Origin of the sequence: Mesorhizobium sp. BR115XR7A, from assembly GCF_020165315.1 — a bacterium.
Lineage (GTDB): Bacteria > Pseudomonadota > Alphaproteobacteria > Rhizobiales > Rhizobiaceae > Mesorhizobium > Mesorhizobium australicum.
The window spans coordinates 79,106-100,330 of the sequence record NZ_JAIUHW010000016.1 but is presented as its reverse complement, the minus strand read 5'-3'; the positions used below and the strand labels follow the sequence as shown (position 1 = coordinate 100,330).

Annotated in this window: 17 protein-coding genes; 7 read left to right on the top strand and 10 right to left on the bottom strand. The window is 64.7% G+C overall.

Translation table 11 applies throughout. From position 1 onward, the window contains the following. Window positions 1-192 precede the first annotated feature (192 nt). Together LB557_RS27705 and LB557_RS27700 are read left to right on the top strand one after the other, a co-directional pair. Window positions 193-924 (top strand): SDR family oxidoreductase, encoded by a 732-nt coding sequence (locus tag LB557_RS27705; RefSeq protein WP_140875984.1) that lies wholly within the window; start codon window positions 193-195, stop codon window positions 922-924. A 164-nt stretch (window positions 925-1,088) separates the two neighbouring features. After that, the gene (locus LB557_RS27700; protein ID WP_224642051.1) at window positions 1,089-1,934 is read left to right on the top strand and encodes a fumarylacetoacetate hydrolase family protein; all 846 of its coding nucleotides are present in this window, start codon (window positions 1,089-1,091) and stop codon (window positions 1,932-1,934) included. Between the two features lie 156 nt (window positions 1,935-2,090). On the opposite strand, the gene LB557_RS27695 is transcribed toward LB557_RS27700, so the two are convergent. The 6 genes from LB557_RS27695 to LB557_RS27670 form a co-directional block, all read right to left on the bottom strand. Next, window positions 2,091-3,089 carry an ABC transporter ATP-binding protein gene (locus LB557_RS27695; RefSeq protein ID WP_224642050.1) on the bottom strand — a complete coding sequence of 333 codons (999 nt, stop codon included), beginning with the start codon at window positions 3,087-3,089 and terminating at the stop codon, window positions 2,091-2,093. Between the two features lie 67 nt (window positions 3,090-3,156). Next, window positions 3,157-4,218 carry a Gfo/Idh/MocA family protein gene (locus LB557_RS27690; RefSeq protein ID WP_140792341.1) on the bottom strand — a complete coding sequence of 354 codons (1,062 nt, stop codon included), beginning with the start codon at window positions 4,216-4,218 and terminating at the stop codon, window positions 3,157-3,159. Then, window positions 4,215-5,054: a carbohydrate ABC transporter permease gene (locus LB557_RS27685; RefSeq protein ID WP_140660275.1), complete on the bottom strand. Its 840-nt coding sequence runs from the start codon at window positions 5,052-5,054 to the stop codon at window positions 4,215-4,217. Before LB557_RS27685 ends, LB557_RS27690 begins: the two co-directional genes overlap by 4 nt. A gap of 10 nt (window positions 5,055-5,064) precedes the next feature. After that, complete coding sequence (locus LB557_RS27680) at window positions 5,065-5,994, bottom strand: carbohydrate ABC transporter permease (protein WP_015314651.1); 930 nt, start codon at window positions 5,992-5,994, stop codon at window positions 5,065-5,067. Window positions 5,995-6,226: 232 nt separating this feature from the next. After that, window positions 6,227-7,486, bottom strand: a complete 1,260-nt coding sequence (locus tag LB557_RS27675) for an ABC transporter substrate-binding protein (protein WP_015314652.1) — start codon at window positions 7,484-7,486, stop codon at window positions 6,227-6,229. A 159-nt stretch (window positions 7,487-7,645) separates the two neighbouring features. Then, window positions 7,646-8,554, bottom strand: a complete 909-nt coding sequence (locus LB557_RS27670; RefSeq protein WP_140792345.1) for an N-acetylmuramic acid 6-phosphate etherase — start codon at window positions 8,552-8,554, stop codon at window positions 7,646-7,648. A gap of 199 nt (window positions 8,555-8,753) precedes the next feature. Between LB557_RS27670 and LB557_RS27665 the strand changes: the two genes are divergently transcribed. Genes LB557_RS27665 through LB557_RS27645 form a run of 5 tightly spaced genes read left to right on the top strand, consistent with a single transcriptional unit; the run spans window position 8,754 to window position 13,737 of the window. Next, window positions 8,754-9,635: an N-acetylglucosamine kinase gene (locus tag LB557_RS27665; RefSeq protein ID WP_140711933.1), complete on the top strand. Its 882-nt coding sequence runs from the start codon at window positions 8,754-8,756 to the stop codon at window positions 9,633-9,635. Further along, window positions 9,632-10,414 carry a GntR family transcriptional regulator gene (locus LB557_RS27660; RefSeq protein ID WP_140619779.1) on the top strand — a complete coding sequence of 261 codons (783 nt, stop codon included), beginning with the start codon at window positions 9,632-9,634 and terminating at the stop codon, window positions 10,412-10,414. Before LB557_RS27665 ends, LB557_RS27660 begins: the two co-directional genes overlap by 4 nt. Beyond that, complete coding sequence (locus tag LB557_RS27655; RefSeq protein ID WP_224642048.1) at window positions 10,411-11,445, top strand: SIS domain-containing protein; 1,035 nt, start codon at window positions 10,411-10,413, stop codon at window positions 11,443-11,445. Before LB557_RS27660 ends, LB557_RS27655 begins: the two co-directional genes overlap by 4 nt. Next, complete coding sequence (gene nagA, locus LB557_RS27650) at window positions 11,442-12,614, top strand: N-acetylglucosamine-6-phosphate deacetylase (protein ID WP_015314657.1); 1,173 nt, start codon at window positions 11,442-11,444, stop codon at window positions 12,612-12,614. The genes LB557_RS27655 and nagA overlap by 4 nt, the downstream gene beginning before the upstream one ends. 10 nt (window positions 12,615-12,624) lie before the next feature. Further along, on the top strand, window positions 12,625-13,737 hold the full coding sequence (locus LB557_RS27645; protein ID WP_224642046.1) for an NAD(P)/FAD-dependent oxidoreductase: 1,113 nt from the start codon (window positions 12,625-12,627) through the stop codon (window positions 13,735-13,737). A gap of 35 nt (window positions 13,738-13,772) precedes the next feature. On the opposite strand, the gene LB557_RS27640 is transcribed toward LB557_RS27645, so the two are convergent. From LB557_RS27640 to LB557_RS27625, 4 genes are all read right to left on the bottom strand, one after another. Beyond that, a complete protein-coding gene (locus LB557_RS27640; protein ID WP_224642044.1) occupies window positions 13,773-15,299 on the bottom strand; it encodes a malonate--CoA ligase in 1,527 nt (508 codons plus the stop codon). A gap of 155 nt (window positions 15,300-15,454) precedes the next feature. Further along, window positions 15,455-16,192 (bottom strand): GntR family transcriptional regulator, encoded by a 738-nt coding sequence (locus LB557_RS27635; protein WP_015314660.1) that lies wholly within the window; start codon window positions 16,190-16,192, stop codon window positions 15,455-15,457. 387 nt (window positions 16,193-16,579) lie between these two features. Continuing rightward, window positions 16,580-17,257 (bottom strand): ribulose-phosphate 3-epimerase, encoded by a 678-nt coding sequence (gene rpe / locus LB557_RS27630; protein WP_015314661.1) that lies wholly within the window; start codon window positions 17,255-17,257, stop codon window positions 16,580-16,582. A 220-nt stretch (window positions 17,258-17,477) separates the two neighbouring features. Then, window positions 17,478-21,218 (bottom strand): DUF11 domain-containing protein, encoded by a 3,741-nt coding sequence (locus tag LB557_RS27625; protein WP_224642042.1) that lies wholly within the window; start codon window positions 21,216-21,218, stop codon window positions 17,478-17,480. Window positions 21,219-21,225: the final 7 nt, after the last annotated feature.

Genomic DNA, 21,225 nt, shown 5'->3' with positions numbered 1-21,225 from the left:
AATCATCCGGCTCTAGGGCATGTCACCACAGGGATCGCGATCGGGCTTGACGCCTGGCCATATGTTCTTTAACTAGAAAAAACATCTTTATCTGTGAACTGGCACAGGCCGCACAATCGCGCCTGACTGGCACATGACGCTTTCGCCGGCCGCCGATAAAGGCAATTGACCCAAGCAGGCGAGGAACAAAGCATGGCGGATCTGACAGGCAAGGTCGTTGTCATCACGGCAGCGGCGCAAGGCATCGGCAAGGCGAGCGCGCTGGCCTTCGCCAAGGCTGGGGCCACCGTCCATGCCACCGACATCAACGAGACGCTGCTGGCGGAACTCGCCAACACATCAGGGATCAAGACCCGCAAGGTCGACGTGCTCAACGACGAGGCGGTCAATGCCGCCTTTGCAGAGATCGGCGCCGTCGACGTGCTGTTCAATTGCGCCGGTTTCGTCCATTCGGGCTCGATCCTGGAGATGAAGGACGCCGATCTCGATTTCGCTTTCAATCTCAACGTGCGCGCCATGATCCGAACCATCCGGGCGGTGCTGCCCGGCATGCTGGAGCGTGGCGACGGGTCGATCATCAACATGGCTTCGCTGGCCAGTTCGACCAAGGGCGTGCCGAACCGCTTCGCCTATGGCGTCACCAAGGCCGCCGTCATCGGGCTGACCAAGGCGGTCGCGGCCGACTATGTCGGCAAGGGCATACGCTGCAACGCCATCTGCCCCGGCACGGTCGAGAGCCCGTCGCTGCAGGACCGCATGCACGCCCAGGGCGATTATGACGCCGCCCGCGCCGCCTTCATCGCCCGCCAGCCAATGGGCCGGCTCGGCACGCCCGAGGAGATCGCCGATCTCGCCGTCTACCTGGCCGGTGCCACCTACACGTCCGGGCAGGCCTATAATATCGACGGCGGCTGGTCGATCTGAGCGCTGCCTTGAGACAACCGGACATCGGATCGCCGGCCGCCAATACAGGCTGTTCGCGCTTGTCGTGAAGCAGGCCGATGGCTAGGGTCCGCCCGGTTCCAGAGACGGCCGCCCCGGCGGAGAGTTTGTAGAACGGCCACGAGGCCGCAATCAGGAGAAGATGCATGAAACTGCTGCGCTATGGCGAGGTGGGAAGCGAACGGCCCGGCCTGCTCGATGCGGATGGAACGATCCGCGATCTCTCCGCCCATGTTGCCGATATTGCCGGCAAGACACTTCATCCGGCCTCGCTGGACATGCTTTCGAAGCTCGATGCGAAGTCGCTGCCGGCGGTTTCCGGCAAGCCGCGCCTCGGCGCCTGCGTCGCCGGCACCGGCAAGTTCATTTGCATCGGCCTCAACTATTCCGACCATGCCGCCGAGACCGGGGCCACCGTGCCGCCGGAACCGATCATCTTCATGAAGGCAAGCTCGGCCATCGTCGGCCCGGACGACGACGTGCTGATCCCGCGCGGCTCCGAGAAGACCGACTGGGAAGTCGAGCTCGGCGTGGTTATCGGCAAAACCGCCAAATATGTCAGCGAAGCCGACGCGCTCGACCATGTCGCCGGCTATTGCGTCTCCCATGACGTGTCCGAGCGCGCCTTCCAGGCCGAGCGCCAGGGCCAGTGGACCAAGGGCAAGAGCTGCGACACGTTCGGCCCGACCGGACCGTGGCTGGTGACCAAGGACGAAGTTTCAGACCCGCAGAACCTGAAGATGTGGCTGACGGTCAACGGCAAGACGATGCAGAACGGCTCGACCAAGACCATGGTCTATGGCGTTGCCTATCTCGTTTCCTACCTCAGCCAGTTCATGTCGCTGCACCCCGGCGACATTATTTCGACCGGCACCCCGCCCGGCGTCGGCCTCGGCATGAAGCCGCCGGTGTTCTTGAAGGCAGGCGATGTCGTGGAGCTGGGGATCGAAGGATTGGGGCAGCAGAAGCAGACGTTCAGGGCTGACGTGTAAGCCTGATAAGTTAGCGCCGCCCCTCACCCCTACCCTCTCCCCGTGACGAACGGGGAGAGGGAGCGCCAGCGTTGCGGCCATTCCTTCTCCCCGTCACCATACGGGGAGAAGGTGCCGGCAGGCGAATGAGGGGCAGCGCCGGCCCCTCTCCAGCTATTACTTTATCGTCTTCCCATCAGCGCCAAACCTATAGGTCTTCGCCGCATCGGGCGTCGCATAGAGCGTGGCGCCCGGCTCCGCGTCGTACACGCCGAAAATCCGCACGGTGATCAGGCCGGCCTTCTCGCAATCCAGATAGAGATTGGTGTCGGCGCCGAGATGTTCGGCGTGGACGACCGTGCCCTTCCAGGCGCCGGATTTCGGATCGACGGTCAGGTGCTCCGGCCGCACGCCGATGGTCTTGGCTGTCTCACCGAGCCGGGCGCCGTCGACGAAATTCATCTTCGGCGAGCCGATGAAGCCGGCGACGAACTCGTTTGCCGGCGAATTGTAGAGCTCCATCGGGCCGCCGATCTGCTCGATTTTTCCGGCATTGAGCACCACGATCTTGTCGGCCAGCGTCATCGCCTCGACCTGGTCGTGGGTGACGTAGATCATCGTCGCCTTCAGCCGGCGATGTAGCTGCGCGATCTCCAGCCGCGTGTTGACGCGCAGCGCCGCGTCGAGGTTCGACAGCGGTTCGTCGAACAGGAACAGTTTCGGCTCGCGCACCACGGCGCGGCCGATGGCGACGCGCTGGCGCTGGCCGCCGGAAAGTTCCGCAGGTCGTCTTTCGAGATAGGGCTCCAGCGACAGCATGGACGAGGCGACGCCGATGCGGCGGTCGATTTCCGCCGCCGGCGTGTTCGCCTGTTTGAGGCCGAGGCCCATATTGTTCTTCACCGTCAGATGCGGATAGAGCGCATAGGTCTGAAACACCATGGCGATGCCGCGTTTCGCCGGCGGGGTGACCGAGACATCCTCGCCATCGATCAGCACCCGGCCCGAGGTCGAATCCTCCAGACCGGCGATGACCCGGAGCAATGTCGACTTGCCGCAACCCGAAGGGCCGACAAAGACGACGAACTCGCCATCCGTCACTTCGAGGTCGATGCCCTTCAGCACCTCGACCGGCCCAAAGGCCTTTTTCACGTTCTCGATCTTCAGCGAGCCCACGGCAGTCCTCCAAATTGATGAGTAGGCGCCAAGCGGGCGCCGTAAGGCGCGGACGACGACAGCCTGATCACAGTCGCACCGCCTTTCCGCCGCGCACGCTCTCGTCGGCGGCAAGGCAGACGGCGAGCGACCGCACGGCGTCGTCCATATGTCTGGTGAGATCGATATCCTCGCGGATCGCCTTGAGGACAAATGCCTGTTCGAGATCGCAGAGATCCTGATGGCCGGGTTCGCCTTCCATCGACAACATCTCGTCCGCCTTTAGGAACTTGCCGTCCGTGCCGGTCGCGGCGCTGTGCAGGCGGATGGTCGAGGTCTTGGTGTGGGTGTCGATGTCGTCGGACTTCACGCCCTCCTTCATGACGATCGACACGCAGCCCTTGGGCGAAATCACGTCCTTCACGAAGAAGGCGGTTTCCGAAATCATCGGGCCCCAGCCGGCCTCGTACCAGCCGACCGAACCGTCATCGAACAGCACCTGCAGATGGCCATAATTGTACATGGAGGGCGCGACTTCCTCGGTCAGCCGCACGCCCATCCCGCGCACCTCGACCGGCTTGGCATCGGTGATCTGCAGCATGACGTCGAGATAATGCACGCCGCAATCGACGATCGGCGATGTCGTCTGCATCAGCTGCTTGTGCGTCTCCCAGGTATGGCCCGAGGATTGCTGGTTGAGGTTCATGCGGAACACGTAGGGACCGCCGAGCTTGCGCGCTTCGGCGATCAACCGGATCCAGGACGGGTGGTGGCGCAGGATATAGCCGATCACCAGCTTTCGGCCGTTGGCCTTGGCTGCCGCGACGACACGCCTGGCGTCGGCCACCGTCGTTGCCAGCGGCTTTTCGACGAAGACATGGCAGCCGGCCTCGAACGCTTTCACCGCATAATCGGCATGGCTGTCGGAATAGGTGGCGACGCAGGCGACGTCGGGCTTTTCGTCGCGCAGGGCGTCATCGAACGAACGCCTGATGCCATAGCCGGACAGCCCCCCAGGCAAAGGCACGTCGGAGCGGTTGACCAGCGCGGCGATCTGAAAACCTGGATTGGTGTGATAGGCCAGCGCATGGCTGCGGCCCATATTGCCTAGGCCGGCGACGACAACGCGAAGGGGTCTTTCTGAACTCACTTGACGGCTCCGGAAGTAATGCCGCGGATCAGTTGCCGCGAGAAGATGACGTAGAGGATCAGCACCGGCAGGATCGCCAGCGACAGTGCTGCCAGAATGGCGTTCCAGTTGGTGACGAACTGGCCGAGGAAAAGCTGGGCGCCGAGCGTCACCGTCTTGGTCTCTTCCGACGGCGCCAGGATCAGCGGGAACCACAGATCGTTCCAGATCGGGATCATGGTGAAGACGGCGACGGTTGCCATCGACGGCCGCACCAGCGGCACGACCAGACGGAAGAAGATGGTGTATTCCGACAGGCCGTCGATGCGGCCGGCGTTCTTCAGATCGTCGGACACCTGCTTCATGAATTCGGACAGGATGAAGACCGCCAGCGGCAGGCCTTGCGCGGTGTAGACCAGGATCAGCGCCGTCAGCGTGTTGACCAGCCCGCTCGCCACCATCAATTGCAGGATGGCGACGGTGGCGAGGCGGATCGGGATCATGATTCCGAGCGCCAAATAAAGCCCCATCATCGTGTTGCCGCGAAAGCGATATTCCGACAGCGCGAACGCAGCCATGGCGCCGAACAGAAGCACGAAGAACAGCGAGCCGACGGTGACGACGAGACTGTTCTGGAAATAGTGGATGAAGTCGCCCTGGCCGATCACCGTGGTGTAGCCGATCAGGTCGAAAGTCTTTGGCGTCGGCGGCGTCAGCGGCGCGCCAAAGATGCCAGCGCGGGACTTGAACGAATTCATGATGACCAGGATCACCGGAAACAGCGCGATCGCCGTGTAGGTCAGCAGGATCGCGTGGGCGCCGATGGTGCGGGGCAGTGAACGGGTGGCGATGCTCATCTCCGTCCCCTCAGAACTGGTAGCGACGCAGGCGCGTCTGGATGAGGAAGAGGTAGACGCAGACACCGCCCAGGATGATCAGGAACATGATCGTGGCGATGGTCGCGCCCATGTTGGGATCGCCGACCTGCAGCTGGAAGCCGAAGAAGGCGCGGTAGAGGAAGGTGCCGAGAATATCGGTCGAATAGTTCGGACCGGCGAGAGCCCCTTGAGCGGTGTAGATCAGGTCGAAGGCGTTGAAGTTGCCGACGAAGGTGAGGATCGAGATGATGCCGATCGACGGCAGGATCAGCGGCAGCTTGATCTTCCAGAACTGCGACAGGCCGGTGATGCCATCGCATTCGGCCGCCTCGATCACCTCTTCGGGGATCGACAGCAGCGCGGCATAGATCAGCATCATCGGAATGCCGATGAACTGCCACACCGAGATCAGGCTGAGCGCGGTCAGCGCGTACTGCTCCTTGCCGAGCCAGGGCGTGAACAGGCTTTTCAGGCCGACGAAGTCGAGCAGATGCGGCGCCACGCCCCATAGCGGCGACAGGATCAGCTTCCAGGCAAAGCCGACGATGACGAAGGACAGGATGGTCGGCACGAAGATCGCGGTGCGGTAGAAGGCGGCGAACCGCAGCCTGGGGCTGGAGAGAATTGCCGCCAACAGCACGCCGACCGGGTTCTGCACCAGCATGTGGATGATGAAGAACCAGACATTGTTGCGCAACGCATTCCAGAAATTGACCGACCAGTTGGGATCGCCGAACAGGGTGCGGAAATTGTCCAGGCCGACGAAGATCTGGGACTGGTCGACATTGCGGAACAGCGAGAGCTGCAGCGTGCCGGCGAGCGGCAGGATCATGATCGCCGTATAGACGAGCACCGCCGGCGCCAGGAAGACGGCGATATGCCAGCGGAATGGTCTTTTGGGTCGTGTTTGTGCGGCCATGAGTTCGGTCCCCGCCGTCTCTCGGTTCCAGACGATGTGATGCTAGATGATGCCTCGATGCATGGCCCAACCTTGCCCGGTGCGGCAAGACAAAGGCCTGCGACTGATCAGCCAGCCTTCCCCAACAACAGCAAGGGTAAGGCCGTGAGGCAGAGCCGACAATCGCAATATGAAGACAGGGTAATCCGGAACCGGCCGGGCATGCGCCCAGCCGGCTCCGCTGCCTGAGCTCTTACTTGGCCGGCTTATACCAGCTGTCGAGACCGGTCTGCAGCTTCTTGGCCGCGGCTTCGGGCGTATCGGTGCCGTTGATGACGTTGGCCGATTCAACCCAGGTCTCGTTTTCGAGGTTCGGCGTACCGCGCGACAGGATCTGGTAGGTCGAGCGGATCGTCGACTTGCACTTGCCGCGCCAGGAGACGAATTCCTGCGCCAGCGGGTCTTCCATCTTCACCGGCGAGGAGTTCAGGCTGAAGAAGCCCGGCAGCGCGTTGGCGTAGATGGTGGCGAAGTCAGGCGAAGCCACCCAGGACAGGAAGGTCTTGGCCGCGTCCGCGTGCTTGGAGGCTGCGTTCAGGCCCATGCCGATATCGGTATGGTCGGAGATGTAGCAGGTGTCGCCGGCCTTCTCGACCGGCGGCGGGAAGGCGCCCATCTTGAACTGTGCCTGGGTGTTGAACAGGCCGATTTCCCACGAGCCGGCCGGGTAGATGGCGGCGCGGCCGAGCGTGAACAGGTTCTGGCTGTCCGGATAGGTCTGGGCCTCGAAGCCGTCGCCCAGGTAAGGCTTCCACTTGGCCAGTTCCTCATACGGCGCGACCCAGTCCTTGTCGGTCAGCTTCTGATCGCCCTTGATCAGCGCCTTGCGGCCGTCCTCGCCCTTCCAGTAGTTGGGGCCGATGTTCTGGTAGCCCATGGTCGCGGCTTCCCAGAGGTCCTTGGTGCCCATCGCCATCGGGATATAGGTGCCGTCGGCCTTGATCTTGTCGAGCGCGGCGAAGAACTCGTCACGGGTCTGAGGCACCTTTATGCCGAGCTTGTCGAAGGCGTCCTTGTTGTAGATGAAGCCGTGGATGACGGATGCCATCGGCACGCAGAAGCTCGCCTTGCCGTCATCGGTCTGCCAGGCGGACTTGGCGACCGGCGAGAAGTTTTCCATGCCGGGCAGCGCCGAGAGGTCGGCAAGGTTGCCCTTCTTGAACAGTTCGAGCGACTTGTCGAACGGGCGGCAGGTGATCAGGTCGCCCGCCGAACCGGCGGCGAGCTTGGCGCCGAGGGCGGCGTCATATTCGGTCGGGGCCGATGGGGCGAACACCACCTTGATGCCGGGGTTCTTGGCTTCGAAGGCCGGGATCAGCTTATCCTTCCAGATGGCAAGGTCGTCGCCGCGCCAGCTTTCGATGTTGAGCGTTACGTCCTCGGCGTGAGCCAATCCGGCCGAGCCGAGAATGCTGGTGCCCAGAAGCAGTGCCGTCAGTAGTTTCGTTGTCATGCTCAGTCTCCCTGTTGACCTTTTTCAGGTTCGGTTTTGATGAGAACCTAGGCTTTGGAGCCCTTGTTCCCCTCGCAAGCCCGTTTCACCCCGATGGGAATCGGGAATGCAACTGGCCTATTTCTTTGTTCGAGCATGATCTTTTCCGAAAAGCGGTTTTCACTTCTCGGGATCATGCCCCAGCACGGAAAGGGCTGGCCGCAGCTTCTGGCCTGTCCGTTCCAGTATCTTGCGCGCCGCATCGGCGCTGTCGGCGCCGGCGGCGAGCAGAATGGCTGTCTTGACCGCGCCGCCGCTCTTTTCGAGCAGGCTGGCGGCCTCTTCCTGGCCGCGGCCGCTGACGGCGGCGACGATGCGCGCCGCCCGGTCGCGCAGCTTCATGTTATCGGCCATGAGGTTGACCATGTAACCGTCATGGACATGGCCAAGATGAACGGCGGTCAGCGTCGACAGCATGTTGAGCGCGATCTTCTGCGCCGTTCCGGCGCCCATGCGGGTCGAGCCGGCGATCACTTCCGGCGGTGTCTCGAGCAGGATGGCGGTGTCGGCCTGCTGGAGCAGAGCCGAACCCCTGTTGTTGGCGATGCCGATGGTGGCGGCTCCCCGGCGCCGCGCCTCCTCGATGGCGCCCACCGCATAGGGCGTCGTGCCGCTGGCGGAGAGGGCGATCAGGCAATCGCCCACGCCGACACCCGCATTGGCAACCGCCGTCGTGGCCTCCTCGGCGTCGTCCTCGGGCCCGCCGGCCAGTGTCCTCAAGGCGTCGTCGCCGCCGGCGATCAGGATGGCGATGCGGTCGCGCTGGATGCCGAACGTGCCCGGCAATTCCAGCGCATCGGCCAGCGCCATCAGGCCGGAGCTGCCGGCCGCGGCATAGGCAAGCTTGCCGCCGCCGCTCAGGCGGCCGGCAATGATCTCGGCTGCCCTGGCGATGGAGGGAATGGCGTTGCGGACCGCTTTGGCGGCCTCGACCTGCGCATCGGCCAGCGAAGCAAGGATGACTTCGGGAGCCTGGATATCCAGCCCCTCGGCATTCCCATGCAGCGCTTCGGTGCGCGTTTCGGCCATCCCAGTTCCTCCGATCCACAAAACAATACCAAAAAAATACCACTTGTCCACATGCATTAACGAATTCGCAGTCAGGAAATCGCTAAGCCGACGAATTGCGGAAGCTTTTCAATAAAATACGGCTTAATCTTTTTGAAACGGAAATTAACTCTTGGCTATTGGTATTTTATTGGTATTATCCTGCCGGAGGAGAAATCGCGTGAAATTCGTGCTCGGTATCGATGGCGGCGGCACCAGCTGCAGGGCCGCACTGGCAACGGCGGACGGCGCTGTTGTCGGCCGCGCCAAAAGCGGCGCCGCCAACATCCGCACCGATCTCACCGGCGCCCGCTCGAACATCGTCGATGCGGCGCGGCAGGCTTTCATCGCCGCCGGGCAAGATCCGGACCTGATCCCGCAAACACCCGCCATCCTCGGCCTTGCCGGCGCCAATGTCGGCACTTACCGGCAGCAGCTCGAGGCGATCCTGCCGTTCAGCACCAGCCGCGTGGAGACCGATGCGGAGATCGCGCTCGAAGGCGCGGTCGGTTCCGGTGACGGCGCGATGGCGATCCTGGGCACCGGCACCGCCTATATGGCGCGCAGGGATGGCAAATCGCGCGCCATCGGCGGCTGGGGATTCCAGGTCGGCGACCAGGGCAGCGGCGCCCGCATCGGCCGCGACCTGCTGGAGCAGACCCTGCTCGCGCACGATGGCGTGCGCCAGGCCTCGCCGCTGACCGACAGCATGATGGCCGTTTTCCGCAACAATCCCGAGGACGTCGTCGAGTTCACCACCAACGCCAAGCCCGGCGATTTTGGCGGCTTCGCGCCGAAAGTGTTCGAGCACGCGCAAAAAGGCGACATTGTCGCCAACTGGATCCTCGACAAGGCGGTCGCCGATGTCGAGGCCTCGCTTGGCGCGCTCGACCTCGCCGCCGGAGCACCGCTCTGCCTGCTCGGCGGGCTGGCGCCGCTCTATGCGCCGCGCCTGTCGGCGCGCTACCGCGCCCTGCTGAAGGAACCGCTCGACGATGCGCTAGGCGGTGCCGTGCAGATGGCGGCACGCCTTTTCGCTGGGCGCGCGGAGGCTGCGCGATGAGCGATGCCGCCGACCAGATCTTCGCCACGCTCAAACAATCCTCGCAAAGCGGCGCGCCGCTTTACCTGCAGCTCAGGAAAAGCATCGAGGACGCCGTCAATCGCGGCCTGATCGGCCCGGGCGACGCGCTGCCTTCCGAGCGCGACATCGCCACCAAGGCCGACATTTCGCGCGTCACCGTGCGCAAGGCGGTGCAAGACCTGGTCAAGGGCGGCATATTGGTGCAGCGCCATGGCTCGGGCACCTTCGTGGCGCCGCGCATGGAGCGCGTCGAGCAGTCGCTGTCGCGGCTGACCTCCTTCACCGAAGACATGGCGCGGCGCGGCATGGCGGTGCGCTCGGCCTGGCTCGACCGCGGCCTCTACGCGCCCTCGCCCGACGAGATGATGGTGCTTGGCCTGTCGTCGAGCGAACTGGTGGCGCGCGTAGCGCGCCTGCGCATCGCCAACGACACGCCGCTGGCGATCGAACGCGCTTCATTGTCGGCCAGCGTGCTGCCGGACCCGGCTGGAATTGGCTCCTCACTCTACGCGGCGCTGGAATTGACCGGCAACAGGCCGGTGCGCGCGGTGCAGCGCATCTCCGCCGCCAATCTCGGCGAGGGCGATGCGCGCCTGCTCGAAGTGCCGCCGGGCATTGCCGGCCTGCATATCGAGCGTATTTCCTACCTGGCGAGCGGCAAGGTGATCGAGTTCACCCGCTCCATCTACCGGGGCGACGCCTATGATTTCGTCGCCGAACTGCGGCTGACAGGGCCGAGCGAAGAGGGCCGATCATGATTGCCAACACCACGCATATGCAGCGCGAGATCGAGGAGATCCCGCAGGCCGTCGCCCGCCTGCTCGACGGCTCCGGTGCCGTGCTGGCCGAAGCAGGGCACGGCATCAAGGAGCGCGACCCGCATTTCGTCGTCACCGTGGCGCGAGGCTCGTCCGATCATGCCGCCACCTTCATGAAATATGCCGTCGAATTGACCGCGGGCCTTGCCGTCGCCTCGGTCGGACCGTCGATCGCCTCGATCTATGGCCGCAAGCTCCGGCTTGACGGCTCGGCCTGCCTGGCGATCTCGCAGTCGGGCAAGAGCCCCGACATCGTCGCGATGGCCGAAACCGCACGGGCCGGCGGCGCGCTGACCATTGCCGTCACCAACACCGCCGATTCGCCGCTCGCGCGCGCCTCGGACTATGCGATAGACATACTCGCCGGGCCGGAGCGCAGCGTCGCGGCAACCAAGACCTTCATCAATTCCGCCGTTGCCGGTCTTGCCCTCATGGCGCATTCGACCCGGGACGACGCGCTTCTCGCGGCCCTGGCCCGCCTGCCCGAGCATTTCGGCAAGGCGATCGCCTGCGACTGGATGAGCGTGCTGGCCGAGACGATCGAGAAGCAGAAGTCCCTGTTCATTCTCGGCCGCGGTCCGTCGGCGGCGATGGCAAACGAGGCGGCGCTGAAGTTCAAGGAGACCTGCGGCATGCATGCCGAGGCCTATAGCGCGGCCGAAGTCATGCATGGCCCGCTGGCGCTGATCGGCCCCGACTTTCCGGTGCTGGCGCTGGCCGCTCGCGACGCGTCCGAGCCCTCGGTCGCCGACGCCGCCGACAGCCTGGCGGCCAAGGGCGCGCCGGTTTTCGTCACCTCGGCGCTCGCCAACCGCGCCACGCGCCTGCCGCACGTCGCCACCGGTCACCCGCTGACCGATCCGCTGACGCTGATCGTCTCCTTCTACATGTTCGTCGAGGCCTTTGCCCGCCATCGCGGCCTCGATCCGGACGCGCCGCGCAACCTTCGCAAGGTGACGGAGACCGTATGAGCGACCGTTTTGCCCTGACCGGCGCCCGCATCTTCGACGGCGACGACTGGCACGAAGGCGCGGCCCTTGTCGTGCGCGACGGCCTCGTCGAGGCCATGCTGCCGCAAGGCGCGCTGCCCGGGGATATCCGTGCCGTCGACACCGGCGGCGGCATGCTGGTACCGGGCTTCGTCGACATCCAGGTCAATGGCGGCGGCGGTGTGATGCTCAACGATCATCCCGATGTCGCCTCGATCGAAACCATCTGCCGCGCGCATGCGCCATTCGGCACGACGGCGCTGCTGCCGACGCTGATCACCGACACGCCCGCAATCACGGCCGCCGCGATTGCCGCCGGCGAAGCGGCAGCGCTGCAAAAAGTGCCGGGTTTCCTCGGCCTGCATCTGGAAGGTCCGCATCTGTCGATTGCCCGCAAGGGTGCGCATGATCCGGCGCTGATCCGGCCGATGACGGACGCCGACCAAGCCATGCTGATCGCGGCGCGCCAGAAGCTGCCGGTGCTGCTCACCACGATCGCGCCGGAATCCGTCGATCCTGCCCGCGTCAAGGCCTTGGCCAAGGCCGGGATCATCGTCAGCCTCGGCCATTCCGACACGGGCCATGCCACGGCTAAAGCCTTCGCCGAGGCCGGCGCCAGCGTCGTCACGCACCTGTTCAACGCGATGAGCCAGATCGGCAACCGCGAGCCCGGGCTGGCGGGCGCCGCGATCGACATCGGCGCCTTGTCGGCGGGGCTGATCGCCGACGGCATCCATGTCCACCCCGCCACGATCAGGATCGCGCTCGACGCCAAACAGGGACCGGGCAGGATCGTGCTGGTCACCGACGCGATGGCGACGATCGGCACCGAGATGAGTTCGTTCACGCTCAACGGCCGCACCATCTACCGCAGGGATGGCAGCCTCAGGCTTGCCGACGGGACCCTGGCCGGTGCCGACCTCGACATGATCTCGGCCATCCGGTTCATGCACCGCACTGTCGGGCTCGAGCTGTCCGAAGTCTTGCGCATGGCCTCGCTCTACCCGGCCCAGGCGATCGGCCAGTCGCACCGGCTTGGCCGCTTCGCCAATGGCACGGCGGCCGACATCGTTGCGCTGTCGGACAATCTTGACATAGGAAGCGTCTGGATCGGCGGCGACAAGGTGTTCGAGGCTGCCGCTCCGCGCTGAGAGCGAGGCCATGCAGACAATCGATTGTGTCGTCGCCGGAGCAGGCGTCGTCGGGCTTGCCGTCGCCAGGGCACTTGCCTTGTCGAGCCGCGAGGTGGTGGTGATCGAAAAGGTCGACGCGATCGGCACCGTCACCAGCTCGCGCAATTCCGAAGTCATCCATGCCGGGCTCTATTATGCGCCCGGCAGCCTGAAGGCCCGGCTGTGCGTCGAAGGGCGCCGGCAGCTCTATGCATACTGCGCCGAACACACTGTCGGCCATCGCCGCGCCGGCAAGCTGATCGTCGCCAGCGAACCCGGCCAGACGGACGGGCTGCGGGCGATCGAGGCCAATGCGAAACGCTGCGGGGTCGACGATCTCGCGCTTTTGACACGCGCCGAGGCCGAAAGCCTGGAGCCGGCGCTGAGATGCGCCGGCGCGCTGCTGTCGCCATCGACGGGCATTGTCGACAGCCACGCGCTGATGCTTTCGCTGCGCGGTGACGCTGAAGCCGCAGGCGCGTCCTTCGCTTTCCTCACCGGCGTTGCCGGGGCGGCGATCGAAGCCTATGGGATTCGGATCGACACGCGCGACGCCAATGGCGAGACCTTTGCCGTGGAGGCCGGCGCTTTCGTCAATGCAGCCGGCCTGGATGCGCAGGCCGTGGCCAGTCGGATCGAGGGTTTCCCAAGGGATCTCATCCCCCGGCAGTGGCTGGCGCGTGGCAATTATTTCGCGCTTCCCGGGCGGTCGCCGTTTTCGCGGCTGATCTATCCGGTTCCGGTCGAAGGGGGCCTCGGCGTCCACCTGACGCTCGACCTCGCCGGCAATGCGCGCTTTGGCCCCGATGTCGAATGGATCGACAGCGTGGATTACACCGTCGACCCCGGCCGAAGCGCCGTCTTCTACGAGGCGATCCGCCGCTATTGGCCGGACCTGGCCAATGGCGCGCTGCAGCCGGCCTATGCCGGCATCCGGCCGAAGCTCTCGGGCCCCGGACAGCCTGCGGCGGACTTCGTGATTCAGGGACCGGCCGATCACGGCGTGGGCCGGATCGTCAATCTGTTCGGCATCGAGAGCCCCGGCCTGACGGCGAGCCTGGCCATCGCCGACCATGTCGCCGAACTGTTGTACCCGACCTGAGCCAGCGTTCGCGCGCGCCGGAGCGCGACATCTGCTTAGCCGGCTTTATTTGAGACGTAGAGATCCTTGTAGCTGTCGCGCAAAAGGTTCTTCTGTACCTTGCCCATCGTGTTGCGCGGCAGGTCGTCGACGAAGATCACCCGTTTGGGATGCTTGTACTTCGCCATGCGGCCGGTGACGGCGTCGAGAATCTCGGCCGCGCTGATCCGCGACGCGGGCGAGCGCACGACGACCGCGGTGACGCCTTCGCCGAAGTCCGGATGGGCAAGGCCGATGACGGCGCTTTCCAGGACGCCGTCGAGCGCGTCGATCTCGCTTTCGAGCTCCTTCGGATAGACGTTGTAGCCGCCTGAGATGATCAGGTCCTTGCCGCGACCGACAATGTGGACGTAGCCGTCGGCGTCGATCATGCCGAGGTCGCCGGTGATGAAGAAGCCGTCGGCGCGGAATTCCGCCTTGGTCTTTTCCGGCATGCGCCAGTAGCCGCCGAACACGTTCGGACCCTTGACCTCGATCATGCCGACCTCGCCCTGGGCGAGCGGCTTGCCGGAATCGGGATCGGCGATGCGCAGCGACACGCCGGGCAAGGGGAAGCCAACCGTGCCAGCACGCCGCTCGCCCTCATAGGGGTTGGAGGTGTTCATGTTGGTCTCGGTCATGCCATAGCGCTCGAGGATGGCGTGGCCGGTGCGCTCGCGCCATGCCTTGTGCGTTTCGGCCAGCAGCGGCGCCGAACCAGACACGAACAGCCGGATGTTTTTCGCCGCCTCGCGATCCAGCCCGTCCTGCTGCAGCAGCCTGGTGTAGAAGGTCGGCACGCCCATCAGCGCGGTGGCGCGCGGCAGCAGCGGGACGATGCGGCCCGCGTCGAATTTCTGCTCGAATAGCATCGAGGCGCCGGCCATCAGGGTGACGTTTGTGGCGACGAACAGGCCGTGCGTGTGGAAAATCGGCAGTGCGTGGATCAGCACGTCATCCCTGGTGAAACGCCATTGCTCGACCAGCACCCGTGCGTTCGAGGCGAGATTCTCGTGGCTGAGCATGGCGCCTTTCGAACGGCCGGTCGTTCCCGACGTGTAGAGGATCGCCGCAAGGTCGTCCGCGCCGCGCTCCACATCGTGGAACTCGGAAGACTGACGCGATGCCTGGTCCGCGAGGGATCCCTGGCCACCGCGGTCCAGTGTGACCACGACGGCACCGGACGGCTCGACCATCCCACGGATGTCCGCCGACCGTGCCGGATCGCAGACGATCACCCGAGGTGCGGCATCCCCAAAGAAATAGCCGAGCTCGGCCAGCGTATAGGCGGTGTTGAGCGGCAGGAAGACGGCGCCGGCGCGCAAGCAGGCGAGATAAAGCAAAACCATCTCCGGGCTCTTCTCGACCTGCACGGCAACCCGGTCGCCGGGCGCGACATCCATTTGCAGGAGCGCATGCGCAAGCTGCGCCGACCGTGCCAGCATGTCGCCATAGGTGAGCGAGCGTCCATCATCGGTTTCCATCAACAGACGCCCAGGCGCCGGCATCCGGGACCGGAACGCATCGAACAGATGATTGCTCATGAAATCTTCCCAGGTGACGCCGGCCGCGATCTCGGGCGGCACGCGACGAAGAGTTCGCGTTTCCCAGCCCTGCCGTCAAGGCCGCAGCCGGCTGCCCGGCGTCCACCGAAAAGGTCCGAGGGATGGGACGGCAGAGGGCGCCGACCAAACAGCCGTCAACGCTGGGCGCGCTTACCCGGACCGGCGGGTGCCTCGCCTTGCCTGAAGCGTTCCATGCACATGGCGGCGGTCAGCTGGTAGTGATCGATCAGGGCCTGGACGGCACCATCCGCATTGCCGTCCAGCGCATTTTCAGCAATCAGCCGGTGTTCGGCGAAATCGTCGCGCTGGATGCTCTCCCCGTCATTGGCCATTTGCCTGTAGCGGTAGGCGTGATCGGAAAGCTGGTCGCAGAAACCAACCAGCCAGTGCGACCGGCACGCCGAGATCAGCACCCGATGGAAAGTGCGATGCACTTTCTCCCACTCCGGATTGAGCGACGAGCTACTTTGCGGCGAAAGCCGTGAGGCCCGCCCCAGGCGATGCAGCGCCAGCACCAATTGTTCTTCCCATTCGGCGGTGCGGTGGGCAATGGATTCGCGCAGCGCCCGCTCCTCGAGCCAGCAGCGCGTGCGCGTCAGTTCCTCGAGTTCCGTCGCGCTGACCGGCATGATGAAAAAGCCACGCTGGTCATGGCGGCCAAGGAGACCTTCGGAGGCAAGGCGATTGAGGGCTTCACGAACCGGAGAGGCACCGGCGCCATACTTGGAAACGACCCACTCGACGCGCAACTTGCTTTCGGTTTCAAGAGCGCCGCTGAGAAGATCATCACGCAATTGGTGATAGACCGTGCTGGCAAGCGTGCTCTTGGCTCCTGTGCCGTCGTCGTTCAGATTGGCAGCTCCGTATGTCAAAAGCGACTCCTTGTCCCCTTACTGTCGTCTTGGGCAATTCGAGTCCGAAATTCTCTCTCCGTACGCGTACCATATAGCGTGACGCTTCCGGCACTCAAGCAGAAGATCGCGCTATTGTACTTTAGGATAATGGAATATACCCAATCCGCGGGGCCGATCGCGAGAATTCGAATTATTTCTACAACCAGCAGAAGTTTAACGTGTTTTGTATGCACGCAGGATCATCTGTTTCTTGTGCTCCCATGCGAGCATCTTTTCTGTCGCGCGCAAAGACAGCGGGCGACTGCCCGAATCAGATCGTCGCGCAACCTGATTCGGACGCGCGGCAGACCATGCCCCTCCAACGACGCCGATCCGTAGCAATTGGTGCCGGAATGACGCGCTGTGTCAGCCGGCGGCCTTGTCGGCCGCCGCCCTGATCGCTTCGATGTTGGCGCGGTAAGCCTCGACACTGCCACCCCTGAAGATGGCAGCACCGGCCACCAGCACGTCGGCGCCGGCAGCAGTGACTAAGGGGGCGGTTTCCGGCGAGACGCCTCCGTCGATCTCGATGCGGATCGGCCGGTCACCGATCAGCGCCTTGATCCTTCTCACCTTGTCGACCATCGCCGGGATGAAGGCCTGCCCGCCGAAACCCGGATTGACGGTCATGATCAGGATCAGGTCGAGCCGGTCGAGCACATATTCGATCGCCGTTTCCGGGGTCGCCGGATTGAGCGACACGCCCGCCTTCTTGCCGAGGTTCCTGATTGTCTGCAACGAGCGGTCGAGATGCGGCCCGGCCTCGGCATGCACCGTCATGCCGTCACAGCCGGCTTCGGCAAAGGCGGCGAGGTAGGGATCGGCTGGCGCGATCATCAGGTGGCAGTCGAAAAAGGCCTTGGTGCGATTGCGGATCGCCTTGATGACAGGCGGGCCGAAGGTGATGTTTGGCACGAAATGCCCATCCATCACGTCGAGATGTATCCAGTCGGCACCGGCCGCCGCCACCGCCTCGACCTCGTCACCGAGCTTCGAGAAATCCGATGCCAGCACCGACGGTGCGATCAAGGTTTTTTTGCTCATCTCGCGGCCTTTCCGGGCGCCCTTTTGATACGATCGCTGCGTACCGACTGCCTAAAGCGCTCCCGCGGACTTGTCGAGGGCGCCAGTACAGCGGTTCCACAGGCAGGGGGTAACGTCGCGGCGTTCCCGATCCTGTCGCCGCGAACCTTCGCTGCCTGGATCATGAAGAAAAACCCGCCGGATTGCTCCAGCGGGTTTTCGTTTGGCGTCGCGCGGGTGCCTATTGCTGCTGGAGCTTCAGCACCCTGTTTGGCACCGGGTCCTGCTGCTGGTCGATCGGCTGCCTGCGCCGCGGCAGCAATTGCAGCAACTGCCCCGGATCGATTTCCAGCGATGGCTGCCCGCGCATCGGCCGGCAGTTCGGATACCGCCCGACCATGCCTTCCGGACAGTGCCGCGTGAAGATCGGCTGGCACTGGCCGTTGACCATCTGCGAGCCCGGCGCGCATTCGCTCTCTTGCCTGGGCTTGCGGCATGCGCCGTCGATCACCTCGGTCCCACGCGGGCAGACGCATTCGCCGCGCTTGTTGTGGACCTGGCCGCGTATGTCGCACTGCTCTAACTGCGGCTGCTTGCGCCGGCAGGCATTGCCTTGCACCTCGGTACCCCTCGGACAAACGCAATTGCCGTCGGAGTCATGGACCTGGCCACGGATGGTGCACTGCTCGGGCTTCGGCCGGACCGGACGGCAGGCGCCATTGCGCATCTCGGTGCCTTGCGGGCAGACGCAATCGCCATCGGCATTGCGGACCTGGCCAGGAATGCGGCACTGCTGCGGCTTTGGCCGGATCTGGCGGCAGGCCCGGTCTCGCACCTCGGTGCCTTGCGGGCAGACACAGTCCCCGTCCGCATTGTGGACCTGACCACGGATGGTGCACTGCTCGGGCTTGTCGGTCCCGACGCATTTTCCGTTCTGCAGCTCCGTGCCGCGCGGGCAGACGCAACGTCCGTCCTCGGTACGGATCTGGCCTTCGAGCAGCACGCAGCGCGGCGGCGGTGGCAGCGGCAGAAGGTTGGTGCATTGCCCCTTGCGGAAGGTGGTGCCTTCCGGGCAGACGCAGCGGCCGGCATCGTTCATGACGAAGCCCGGCGAGCACTGGTTCTTCACCTCATGCGTGATGATGAAGGGATGGCACGCATAGGCCCTGCCGCGATCGCCCTGCACGTTGGTCGCGTCGTTGGACAGCACGTCGCCGCCGCCCTGCACCCGTGTGTCGGGAGAGAGCACGCCAACGCAGTTCCGGCCGTTGACGTTGCCCTGCAGGTTGGCAAGACGCCCATCGTCGGGGATGACCACGGTCACACGGTGCGAGCGGCTTTCGCCGGCGCCGAGCGTCAGGTTGGCGATGCAGGAGGCCGGCAAGGTCGTCGGTTCCGGCGAACAGCCGAAGGGCGGCTCGATCGAAGTGATCGCGACGCCTTCCAGCCGGCCAAGCCCATCGACGCCGATCGCATCGCCGATGCGGACCGGGCCCGAGAAGGGGCTCGTTCCGTCATTGGTGATGGTAATGTCGAACGAGCAGGGCTGGCCCAGCCTGCATTCGCGGTCGCCGGTCTTCTCGACACGGATGGTCGAGGAGCCGCCGCCCCTGGCGCAGGCTTGGCCGATCGGATAGACGACGTCGTCGCCCTGCGCCGGCCCATAGGAGCCGCGCGCGCAGTTCTCGAATTCGCCATTGGCCGAAACCGTCACGTCGAAGTGCCTGGAGGTTCCGGGCGTCATGACGGCGCCCGGTATCTGGCACGACAACGCATTGGCCGGAACCGGTCCGCATGCCCATTCCGCGCCGTCAGGGGTTACGGTCTGGATCTGGACAGGCGCTCCGCCCGACACCAGCGTGGCGGCATCGTTGACCCGCACCGGACCGGTGGGGGCAGCCGTGCCGACATTGGCGACGGTGATGCGGCAGGACACCAGCGCCGCGCCGGCCAGCGAACCGTTGCACACCTTGGTGATGCGCAAGGCCGGCTGGCCGCTGTTGGGACGGCGGATGCGTTCCTTGGCGCAGGCCTTGTTGTTGGTGAGATCGACCTCACCGGGGATGGCCTTCACCTCGGCGCAGTTCTCGACCGTGTCGGACCGGTAGCCGGCCGGCATGACCGCCTTGACGAAGATCGGTGTCGAGGCGCCCGCGGGCAGCGAGATGCCGGCATGGTCGCACCGGAACTGGCCGGGGCCGTTAGGGCCGCATGTCCAGGGCGGGCTCGGCCCGAAGGTGGAGGACGCCGGCGCGCCGCCGGGGTAGTCGTCGATCACCGTCAGCGGCCCATTGTAGGTCGATGTGCCGTTGTTGATGATGTCGATGATGAAGGTGCAGACGCCATCGGCGGTGCAGACTTCGGTGCGGGCACGCTTCTTGAGGACCAGGTCGACCTTCTTCTCGACCGGCGGCTGGCAATCCGGATTGCGGTCGCCGCGGCGGCAGATCGGGATCGACGCGCAGCCCCGGTCATTGGCCTGGCTGCCGAACAGCGGCTTGCCGCTGGCACCGTAATTGTAGGTGGCGCAGTTGCGCAGCACGCTGCCTTGCCAGCCTCCGGCCGGCTTGAAGCCGAGCTTGAGGTCGACAAAGGCCCCCGGAGCGAGCGTGGTCACCGGGTAGGTGCACGTCATCGGGGTGGTTCCCGGCGCGCAGACCCAGGGCGGATTGGCCCCCGAACTCAGGGTCGAGCCGGCCGGCAGCGTCACCTCGTCGAGCACGATCTTGCCGTTGTAAGGCGCTGTGCCGACATTGGTGACGCGGATGGTGAAGTCGCAGCCGCCGCCCATCGTGCAGCGTGTGACGTCGGCATGCTTTTCAACCTTGAGGTCCGGTTCCTTATCCCTGGGTGGGCACCTCTGGTCACGCGGGATGACGATGTCGATGGTTTGCGTGCAGCACAGGCCCCAGCCCTCCTTCGGTCCGGCATAGGTCTCGATACCGGTGACGATGAGGTGGATGACGTCGCCGGGTGACGCGCCGACGATCTTCCAGTTGAGCACGCCGCCGCCCGCCGGCACCTTCTGGGTGTCGGGGATGATGCTGATGCCTGGCGAGGTCGTCGACACCTGCACCCATTTGCCGCCCATCTCGGGGCCGACAGGCATGTGGTAGATGAAGGCGCCGCCGCCGGGCACGCAGTCGACCGTGCCGCGTTCGACCTTGAAACACTCATGGTCGGTTGGAGGCGGAGGTTGCTTGTCGCATTTGGTGAGGTCGATCCGGATCGAGGTCTTTTCCCCGGTCGCGATGTTGCCGTCGTCCGGCTTGCCCGGATCCTGCGACGGGATGATGGTGCCCGTGCCGATGCCGCCGGTGACCTTGATCGTCCCCTGGTTGTCGACGTTGACCGGCGCTGGAAACGCGGCGTGGTCGATCTTGGCGGTGATGCGGAAGGTGATGACGCGTTCGTTCAGTGCGCCCGAGCCATCGAGATCGCTGGCGGAAATCCGCAAATCGGAAACCGTTGCCGTGTCGTTGGGGCCGGCCGAATTGCTTACGACAGCGCCCGGCAAGGCCCCACCCGATGCATCGGTGCCGTCGCCAGAGACGGTCACATTGACGATCGAAAGACCGTGCGGAAGCTGGTCCCTGAAGTCGAGCTTGGCTTTCTTCAGCGCCGCCTCGAGGGCAGGATTGGCAAAGCCTTGCGGATTGCCGCGCAGTCCGAAGGTCAAGGTATAGAAGACATAGTCGCAACTGCGCTGGCCACCGGTCTTGGTGAAGAACGGCACGACACGTCCGGGTTCCGGGTTGATGATGCGCGGATTGTCGAGCTGCAGCGGCTGCACATCCTGGCTGGTGACAGCCTGGACGGTCTGGGCGGCGGATGCCGGCAGTGCGGGCGCAAGGGCGACCGCGATCCCGGCCGCCATCAGCCAGCGCGCGCCGCGCCTGGCGAGTGACAGGGGTTTCATGATCGTCTCCATGACGGTTTTTGGGGATTTGGCCGCGAGCGGGGATGGGGCAAGACTGTTCATCTTTGCC

Bases quoted from the DNA above. Each gene is read 5' to 3' on its own strand.
- LB557_RS27705 (WP_140875984.1), top strand. From the start codon at position 193: ATGGCGGATCTGACAGGCAAGGTCGTTGTCATCACGGCAGCGGCGCAA.
- LB557_RS27700 (WP_224642051.1), top strand. From the start codon at position 1,089: ATGAAACTGCTGCGCTATGGCGAGGTGGGAAGCGAACGGCCCGGCCTG.
- LB557_RS27685 (WP_140660275.1), bottom strand. From the start codon at position 5,054: ATGAGCATCGCCACCCGTTCACTGCCCCGCACCATCGGCGCCCACGCG.
- LB557_RS27680 (WP_015314651.1), bottom strand. From the start codon at position 5,994: ATGGCCGCACAAACACGACCCAAAAGACCATTCCGCTGGCATATCGCC.
- LB557_RS27675 (WP_015314652.1), bottom strand. From the start codon at position 7,486: ATGACAACGAAACTACTGACGGCACTGCTTCTGGGCACCAGCATTCTC.
- LB557_RS27670 (WP_140792345.1), bottom strand. From the start codon at position 8,554: ATGGCCGAAACGCGCACCGAAGCGCTGCATGGGAATGCCGAGGGGCTG.
- LB557_RS27660 (WP_140619779.1), top strand. From the start codon at position 9,632: ATGAGCGATGCCGCCGACCAGATCTTCGCCACGCTCAAACAATCCTCG.
- LB557_RS27655 (WP_224642048.1), top strand. From the start codon at position 10,411: ATGATTGCCAACACCACGCATATGCAGCGCGAGATCGAGGAGATCCCG.
- nagA (WP_015314657.1), top strand. From the start codon at position 11,442: ATGAGCGACCGTTTTGCCCTGACCGGCGCCCGCATCTTCGACGGCGAC.
- LB557_RS27645 (WP_224642046.1), top strand. From the start codon at position 12,625: ATGCAGACAATCGATTGTGTCGTCGCCGGAGCAGGCGTCGTCGGGCTT.
- LB557_RS27640 (WP_224642044.1), bottom strand. From the start codon at position 15,299: ATGAGCAATCATCTGTTCGATGCGTTCCGGTCCCGGATGCCGGCGCCT.
- rpe (WP_015314661.1), bottom strand. From the start codon at position 17,257: ATGAGCAAAAAAACCTTGATCGCACCGTCGGTGCTGGCATCGGATTTC.
- LB557_RS27625 (WP_224642042.1), bottom strand. From the start codon at position 21,218: ATGAACAGTCTTGCCCCATCCCCGCTCGCGGCCAAATCCCCAAAAACC.